General features: G+C 50.2%; 4 protein-coding genes and 7 tRNA genes. 1 reads left to right on the top strand and 10 read right to left on the bottom strand.

From position 1 onward, the window contains the following. Positions 1-128: 128 nt before the first annotated feature. The 3 genes from INF30_RS14385 to INF30_RS14395 form a co-directional block, all read right to left on the bottom strand. Positions 129-746, bottom strand: coding sequence for a nucleoside recognition protein (locus INF30_RS14385; protein WP_226395701.1), 618 nt, complete (start codon positions 744-746; stop codon positions 129-131). A gap of 76 nt (positions 747-822) precedes the next feature. Then, complete coding sequence (locus INF30_RS14390; RefSeq protein ID WP_076779795.1) at positions 823-2,001, bottom strand: AI-2E family transporter; 1,179 nt, start codon at positions 1,999-2,001, stop codon at positions 823-825. A gap of 1 nt (position 2,002) precedes the next feature. Then, the gene (locus INF30_RS14395) at positions 2,003-4,537 is read right to left on the bottom strand and encodes a cation-translocating P-type ATPase (RefSeq protein ID WP_226395702.1); all 2,535 of its coding nucleotides are present in this window, start codon (positions 4,535-4,537) and stop codon (positions 2,003-2,005) included. Between the two features lie 376 nt (positions 4,538-4,913). On the opposite strand from INF30_RS14395, the gene INF30_RS14400 reads away from it, so the two are divergent. Continuing rightward, the gene (locus INF30_RS14400) at positions 4,914-6,380 is read left to right on the top strand and encodes a sodium-dependent transporter (protein WP_226395703.1); all 1,467 of its coding nucleotides are present in this window, start codon (positions 4,914-4,916) and stop codon (positions 6,378-6,380) included. Between the two features lie 56 nt (positions 6,381-6,436). Here INF30_RS14400 and INF30_RS14405 read toward each other — a convergent pair. From INF30_RS14405 to INF30_RS14435, 7 genes are all read right to left on the bottom strand, one after another. Further along, positions 6,437-6,509, bottom strand: a tRNA-Lys gene (locus tag INF30_RS14405). A 25-nt stretch (positions 6,510-6,534) separates the two neighbouring features. Then, a tRNA-Phe gene (locus INF30_RS14410) sits at positions 6,535-6,607 on the bottom strand. Between the two features lie 4 nt (positions 6,608-6,611). Next, a tRNA-Met gene (locus INF30_RS14415) sits at positions 6,612-6,685 on the bottom strand. 29 nt (positions 6,686-6,714) lie between these two features. After that, positions 6,715-6,787: transfer RNA gene (locus INF30_RS14420), tRNA-Thr, on the bottom strand. 7 nt (positions 6,788-6,794) lie between these two features. Then, a tRNA-Tyr gene (locus tag INF30_RS14425) sits at positions 6,795-6,876 on the bottom strand. A 6-nt stretch (positions 6,877-6,882) separates the two neighbouring features. Beyond that, a tRNA-Val gene (locus INF30_RS14430) sits at positions 6,883-6,955 on the bottom strand. A gap of 5 nt (positions 6,956-6,960) precedes the next feature. Then, positions 6,961-7,034 (bottom strand) — tRNA-Asp (locus INF30_RS14435). Between the last annotated feature and the right edge of the window lie 142 nt (positions 7,035-7,176).

The raw sequence follows: 7,176 nt of genomic DNA on the forward strand, positions 1-7,176 counted from the left end.
CGCAAATTTTTCTATGTTTGTCAAGTATTTTTTTGAAATATACGTAAAAAAGAGCAGGGTACATATCTCTATATACCTTGCTCTGTAAGAACCGCTCTGCTAATGCCTTAACTAAATGACATTGGCCCTCATGTCCTCCTTTTTCTATCCATCATCCTGCAGAAGATCACCGCCGCCCCGGTACTCGCCGCTGTGGCCAGTATCCCGGCCCCTACAATGGCCGCCGGATTCACGCTCCCGTACTGGCTCCGGTAAGCGATCACATTTACCGGGATAAGCTGAAGAGAAGAAATATTGATGATCAGAAAGGTACACATCTCATTGCTGGCAATCCCCCGTTTCCTTGCGGGGCCTGCTGCCCGCCTTGCTCTTCTGTCCTCCTCCAGATTTTCCAGGTCCGCCATAGCCTTAAGCCCGGCCGGCGTAGCCGCCCAGCCAAGCCCCAGCACATTGGCGATAAAGTTCGTTGCAATGTGTTCCCTTGCCGGATGTCCGGCCGGCAGCCCTGGAAAAAGGAACTTAAGCACCGGCGCCATCTGCCTTGTCAGCGACCGGATCAGTCCGCCCCTCTGGGCGATCTCCATAAGCCCTGTCCAGAAAGCCATCACCCCTGCCATGGTGATGCACAAAGTGATGGCCTCTCTGGATGAGTCCAGCGCCGCGTTCGTCACCTCCACAATATTTCCCGTACACGCCGCATACACGATGCCGACGATGATCATTCCCGCCCAGAGATAGTTCAGCATATCTGTTCCTCTGTAAAATCCGCCTTTGTATATCTTATGAAAAAAACGGGCGGATATACCGCCCGTCTGTTCGCTGTTATTCTCTTTTCACTTCCGCCTCGATCTCCTCTGGATCGATCTTCTGCTGTTTCAGCTTCAGATACACGATCTCGCGGAAGAGAGCGTAGACTACCGATACGATGGGGATAAAGATCAGCATCCCCACAACCCCCATCAGACTGCCGCCCAGGCTGACTGCTGCCAGTACCCAGATAGAAGGCAGCCCCACGGAATTGCCTACCACGTGGGGATAGATAAAGTTTCCCTCAATCTGCTGCAGCACCAGGAACAACACAATAAACCCAAGCGCCTTGATGGGATCCACCATAAAGATCAGAAAGGCTCCGATGGCACATCCGATGAAAGCCCCAAAGATAGGGATCAGCGCCGTAAAGGAGATGACCACACCCACCAGCAGCGCGTAGGGCATCTGGAAGAGCGTCATGGCAATGACAAACATGGTTCCCAGTATGATGGCCTCCAGGCACTGCCCTGTAAGAAAGCTGGAAAAAGTGCTGTAGGTCAGTGAGAATACCTCCAGCGCCGCCTCCGCCCTGCCTCTTGGGATAAATGCATAGAGCACTTTTCTTACCTGCACGTTCAGCTTCTCCTTCTGGAGAAGGATATAGCAGGCAAACACAAAAGCGATAAAGAATGTAGTCACTCCGTTTATGATACTGCGTGCCACCGTGATGGTGGAGTCCAGCATATTGCCGGCGCCGCTGCTGAAGAAGGACATCCCCACTTCCATGATCCGGTTCCAGTCAAAGTCCAGGTTCGCCAGCCACTGGCTGATCTGGGCGTTGTCCCGGAATATATCCTCCGCCCACTTCTGCACCCGCGGGATAAAGTCCTGGATGCTGTTTCCCAGCGTCACAAGCGTACTCCCAAGCTGCGGGATCAGCACCAGCATGACAAGCGCCACAACGCCGATGACAAGCAGGATCACAGCCACCATGCTTAAGGGCCGGGCTGCCTTTTTCATAAATTTACTCTTCTCTGTCACGTTCGGAGGAAACAGATGCCTCTGTATGAAGTTCATGGGAACATTCAGCACAAAGGCAAAGGCTCCTCCAAGAATAAACGGAAATGTCACACCAAAGACGAACTCGATCGCTGAAAACACTACGTCATACTGCCACAGGCAGACAACAAGCAGCGCCGTGAAAATAATAAGTCCTCTGATCTTTTTGATGTTTTCCCTATTTAAGTCCATTTTACTTCCTCAGTTTCTTTAAAAGCTGGATGATCGGCAGATTGAGAAGCGCAAGTCCATACACGATCAGGAGATGTGCTCCGTCCAGCGTCTGCACATTGAACAGGTTGTGAAGTCCGGGGATCATGAGAACGCCCGTGATCAGGAGAAGTCCAAGTACAAATGCGCCGATCAGATAAATATTGTTGAAAAATCTGTTTGTAAAGATAACAGGTTTATTTGATTTACAGTTAAATCCATGCACAAGCCTGGATGTACACAGCGTGCCAAAGGCCAGAGTGCTTCCAAGCAGGCTGCCGCCCTCGTTGAGTCCGATCAGGAATGCGATGGTAGTCATGGCGCCGATGCACAGTCCCTCCGTGCCGATCCGGAGCAGGTAATCCTTTGTCAGGATAGACTCATTAATCGGCCTCGGCTTCTCTGACATCACGTCCTTCGTGTGAGGCTCAAGTCCCAGTGCGATAGCCGGGAGACTGTCTGTCAGAAGGTTGATGAACAGAAGATGTACCGGTGCAAATGGAACCGGAAGTCCCACAATAGATGCAAAGAGCACAGTGAGGATAGCTCCAAAGTTGCCGGATAACAGGAACTGAATGGAAAGCTTAATGTTCCTGTACAGGTTACGCCCGTTCTCCACCGCTTTTACAATGGTTGCAAAGTTGTCGTCAGTCAGTACCATGGCGGCCGCATCCTTGGAAACCTCTGTTCCTGTGATACCCATGGCCACGCCGATGTCGGCCTGCTTCAGAGCCGGCGCGTCATTGACACCGTCTCCTGTCATGGCAACGATGTTGCCTCTGTCCTGCCATGCCCGGACAATACGGATCTTGTGCTCCGGTGACACACGGGCGTACACGGAAATCTTCGGAACAAACTCCTGCAGCTCCTCGTCTGTCATGTCCTCTATCACAGCGCCCTCGCAGGCCTCGGACTCGTCCTTCAGGATCCCGATACGCTTTGCGATAGCTGCCGCTGTCACCTTGTGGTCGCCTGTGATCATGATCGGCTTGATACCAGCCTGGATACACTCCTCGACAGCCGCCTTGGACTCCTCTCTGGGCGGATCCATCATAGCCACAAGGCCGAGGAATGTAAGATCATTTTCATCTTCCAGGGTAATCTCCCTGTCCTCTTCGATCTCTTTATAGGCAAAGGCAAGCACCCGGAGGCCGTCCCTGGAGAACTCCATGTTCTGGGCCTCGATCCGGGCTTTCCGCTCCTCTGTCATGGGCTCTACTGTCTCGCCGAGGCGGATATGAGTCATCCTTGTGAGAAGGACATCCACAGCTCCCTTGACAACCATGGTGTGCTTTCCATCGAGGATATGAGCAGTGGACATGAGCTTTCTGTCGCTGTCAAACGGGATCTCTGATTTTCTCTCATATACATCCCGGACCTCCAGCGCCTCTCTTCCCAGCTTGCTTCCCAGGTTGATAAGGGCTGTCTCTGTGGGATCGCCGATCTCCTGTCCGTTTGTATTGGTAGAGTCATTGCAGAGGATACTGTAATTCAGAAGACGTTCCTGGTTGGCATCGTTGAGATCGATCTGAGCCACCGGGATCCTCTTTCCGTCCACATAGTAATCTTCCACTGTCATCTTGTTCTGTGTCAGTGTACCTGTCTTATCGGAACAGACGATGGACACGCTTCCCAGTCCCTCCACTGCCTGGAGCTTACGGATGATCGCATGCTCCTTAGCCATCTTCTGTGTACCGAAGGAAAGCACGATGGTGACGATAGAACTTAAAGCCTCCGGGATCGCTGCTACCGCAAGGGCAACTGCAAAGAGGAAGGCATCCCCAGGCGCATCTCCTCTGAAAATACTGATACCAAACAGGATGGCACAGAAAATAATGATTAATATAGAAAGTTTCTTTCCGAAATCGTCCAGATTTACCTGGAGCGGTGTTCTCTTCTCAGATGTATTTTTCAGGAGGCTTGCGATCTTGCCCACCTCTGTACCCATACCGATGCCGGTGACCTCGTAGGCCGCCCGCCCGTATGTGACAAAACTCCCCGAGAACACCCGATTTGTCTGATCTCCCAGAGCCGCTCCCTCCGGCACCTCGTCCAGAGATTTCTCAACAGATAAGCTTTCTCCTGTCAGCGCGCTCTCGTCCACCTTCAGGCTGGCGCATTCCACCAGCTTTCCATCAGCGGGCACACAGTCTCCTGCCTCCAGGAGTACACGGTCTCCGATGGTGACCTCTCTGGACGGGATCTGTTTTAACACGCCGTCACGGATGACCTTTGCCTCCGGCGCTGACATCTGCTTCAGGCTGTCCAGAGACTGCTCTGCCTTTAAAGTCTGTACTGTACCCAGGATCGCATTCATAGTGATAACGACAAGGATAACGATAGCACTCTCAAAATCTCCCAGAAATCCGGACACAATAGCCGCAATGATCAGTATAATGACAAGGAAGTCTTTATACTGCTCCAGAAAAATCTGCAGTGTGCTCTTCTTCTTCCCCTCTACCAGCTCGTTAAAACCATATTTTTCCTGATTTTGTCTGGCCTGCTCGCTTGTTAACATAGCATTTCTCCTCTCTTCATTTGCATTTTCATCTGCAGTAAAAGCCTTTTTTATATAAAAGGAAACATTAGATACAATTTCCTGTGCAATAAAAAAGAGGCCTTTATTGCATACGATCTGTTATGCAATAAAAGTCTCACTGTTTCATTACGATACGGATGAGTATTCATCGTATTGACGATATCGCAAACATGCGCCATATCTGCACATGCCAGTTACTCCCTTTTATCTACAAAAACAAATATAAACGATATTTTCTGTTGTGTCAACCATTATTTTTTCCAGAAAATGTATCGGTTATACGTATCCGGTTGACAACCCCTTCCCCATTCCTTAGAATGAAAGGGATGAGAGTGTGGAAACTGAGGTTTTTTTAATGAAACGTGAAAAATTTTCTTCCCGGCTTGGCTTCGTTCTCATAAGCGCCGGGTGCGCCATCGGACTTGGAAACGTATGGCGCTTTCCTTATATCACGGGACAGTACGGGGGAGCTGCATTCGTGATCATCTATCTTATTTTCCTTGCCATCCTTGGGCTTCCCATCATGACAATGGAATTCTCTGTGGGACGGGCCTCGCAGAAGTCCGCCGCCAGATCCTTTGAGGTTCTGGAACCTGCCGGAACCCGGTGGCACTGGACCAAACTTGTTCCCCTTTTAGGCAACTATATGCTGATGATGTACTACACCACTGTAGGCGGATGGACCCTGGCCTATTTCTGGAAAATGATTTCCGGCAGTATGGATCATCTGGACACCGCCCAGGTTGGGAACGCATTCAATGAACTTCTGTCTGATCCTGCTCAGCAGGTGGGCTGGATGCTGGCTGTCACAGTTATCGGATTTCTCATCTGCTCCCGCGGTTTAAAAGGCGGTGTGGAAAAGGTATCCAAGTACATGATGAGTCTTTTATTTGTCATCCTGATCGTACTTGTCATCCACAGCTTTTTCCTGGACGGAGCAAAGGAGGGACTGTCCTTCTATCTTATACCGGACTTTAAGTCTGCGCTTGAAAATTACTCCCTGGGAGAGATCCTGTTTGCTGCTCTCGGGCAGTCCTTTTTCACCTTAAGTCTCGGAATAGGCGCGCTTGCAATTTTCGGAAGCTATATTGATAAACAACACTCTCTTGTTTCCGAAAGTGTAAATGTCGTACTTCTGGACACAACGGTGGCATTTTTATCCGGTCTTGTTATTTTCCCGGCCTGCTTCACTTACAACGTGGACGCCGGAAGCGGACCAGGCCTGATCTTCGTGACGCTGCCCCAGACATTCAGCGAGATGGCTGGCGGACGCCTGTGGGGCGCTCTGTTCTTCATGTTCCTGGCATTTGCAGCACTGACCACTGTCATTGCGGTATTTGAAAATATCATTGCCTTTGCCATGGATTTTGGATGGACACGTAAGAAGGCTGTCCTTGTGAATATTGTAGCTATTATGATCCTCTCTCTGCCCTGTGCCCTGGGATTCAACGTACTCAGCGGCTTCCAGCCTTTCGGCGCAGGGACAACCGTGCAGGATCTGGAAGACTTCATCCTGTCCAACACACTTCTTCCTCTTGGCTCCCTTCTGTACCTTCTGTTCTGTACAAGCCGGTACGCCTGGGGCTGGGACAATTACTATGAAGAGGTGAACAGCGGCAAAGGCCTGAAACTTCCCAGGTGGACAAAAGGATATCTGACTTATATCCTTCCACTTATCATTATCTTCATACTGATCCAGGGATTTATCGAGAAACTGGGCTTCCCGGCAAACTATCTTCTGCCTGCCCTGTGCCTGATCTATCCTCTATACCTGCTTTTACAGGCACGGATCGTGTATAAGAAAAAAGAGCAAAAACAATAAGAGTAAAAAGAAAAATCAGCACTGCATTTGCAGTGCTGATTTTTCCTCTCATTCCATGAGCGTGCGGGGATTCGAACCCCGGACAACTTGATTAAAAGTCAAGTGCTCTACCACCTGAGCTACACGCCCATATACAAATTTTAGAAAAAGAAAGTGCCCAGAACCGGAATCGAACCAGTGACACGAGGATTTTCAGTCCTCTGCTCTACCGACTGAGCTATCTGGGCAAAGTTGCGGGGATAGGATTTGAACCTATGACCTTCGGGTTATGAGCCCGACGAGCTTCCAGACTGCTCCACCCCGCGTCAATATTTAACAATTATTTGAAAAGGAAAGCCGATGATCGGACTCGAACCGATAACCTGCTGATTACAAATCAGCTGCTCTGCCAATTGAGCCACATCGGCATACGAATGGATGGAGAAGGATTCGAACCTTCGAAGGCGTTGCCAACAGATTTACAGTCTGCCCCCTTTGGCCACTCGGGAATCCATCCATATAATGGGGCCTATAGGGCTCGAACCTATGACCCTCTGCTTGTAAGGCAGATGCTCTCCCAGCTGAGCTAAGACCCCATCAACGACCCAGAAGAGACTCGAACTCTCGACCTCCGCCGTGACAGGGCGGCGCTCTAACCAACTGAGCCACTGGGCCGTATTATATTGAAGATATCATGTACCTTCAAAACCACATACAAGAAATCGCTCTATCTTCCATCTCTTCCCGAACCTTTATGGTTATGCCCTCGACCGATTAGTAACAGTCAGCTCCATGTGTTACCACACTTCCACCTCTG

The organism is Claveliimonas monacensis (assembly GCF_014982975.1).
In the GTDB taxonomy this organism is placed as follows: Bacteria; Bacillota; Clostridia; order Lachnospirales; family Lachnospiraceae; genus Claveliimonas; species Claveliimonas monacensis.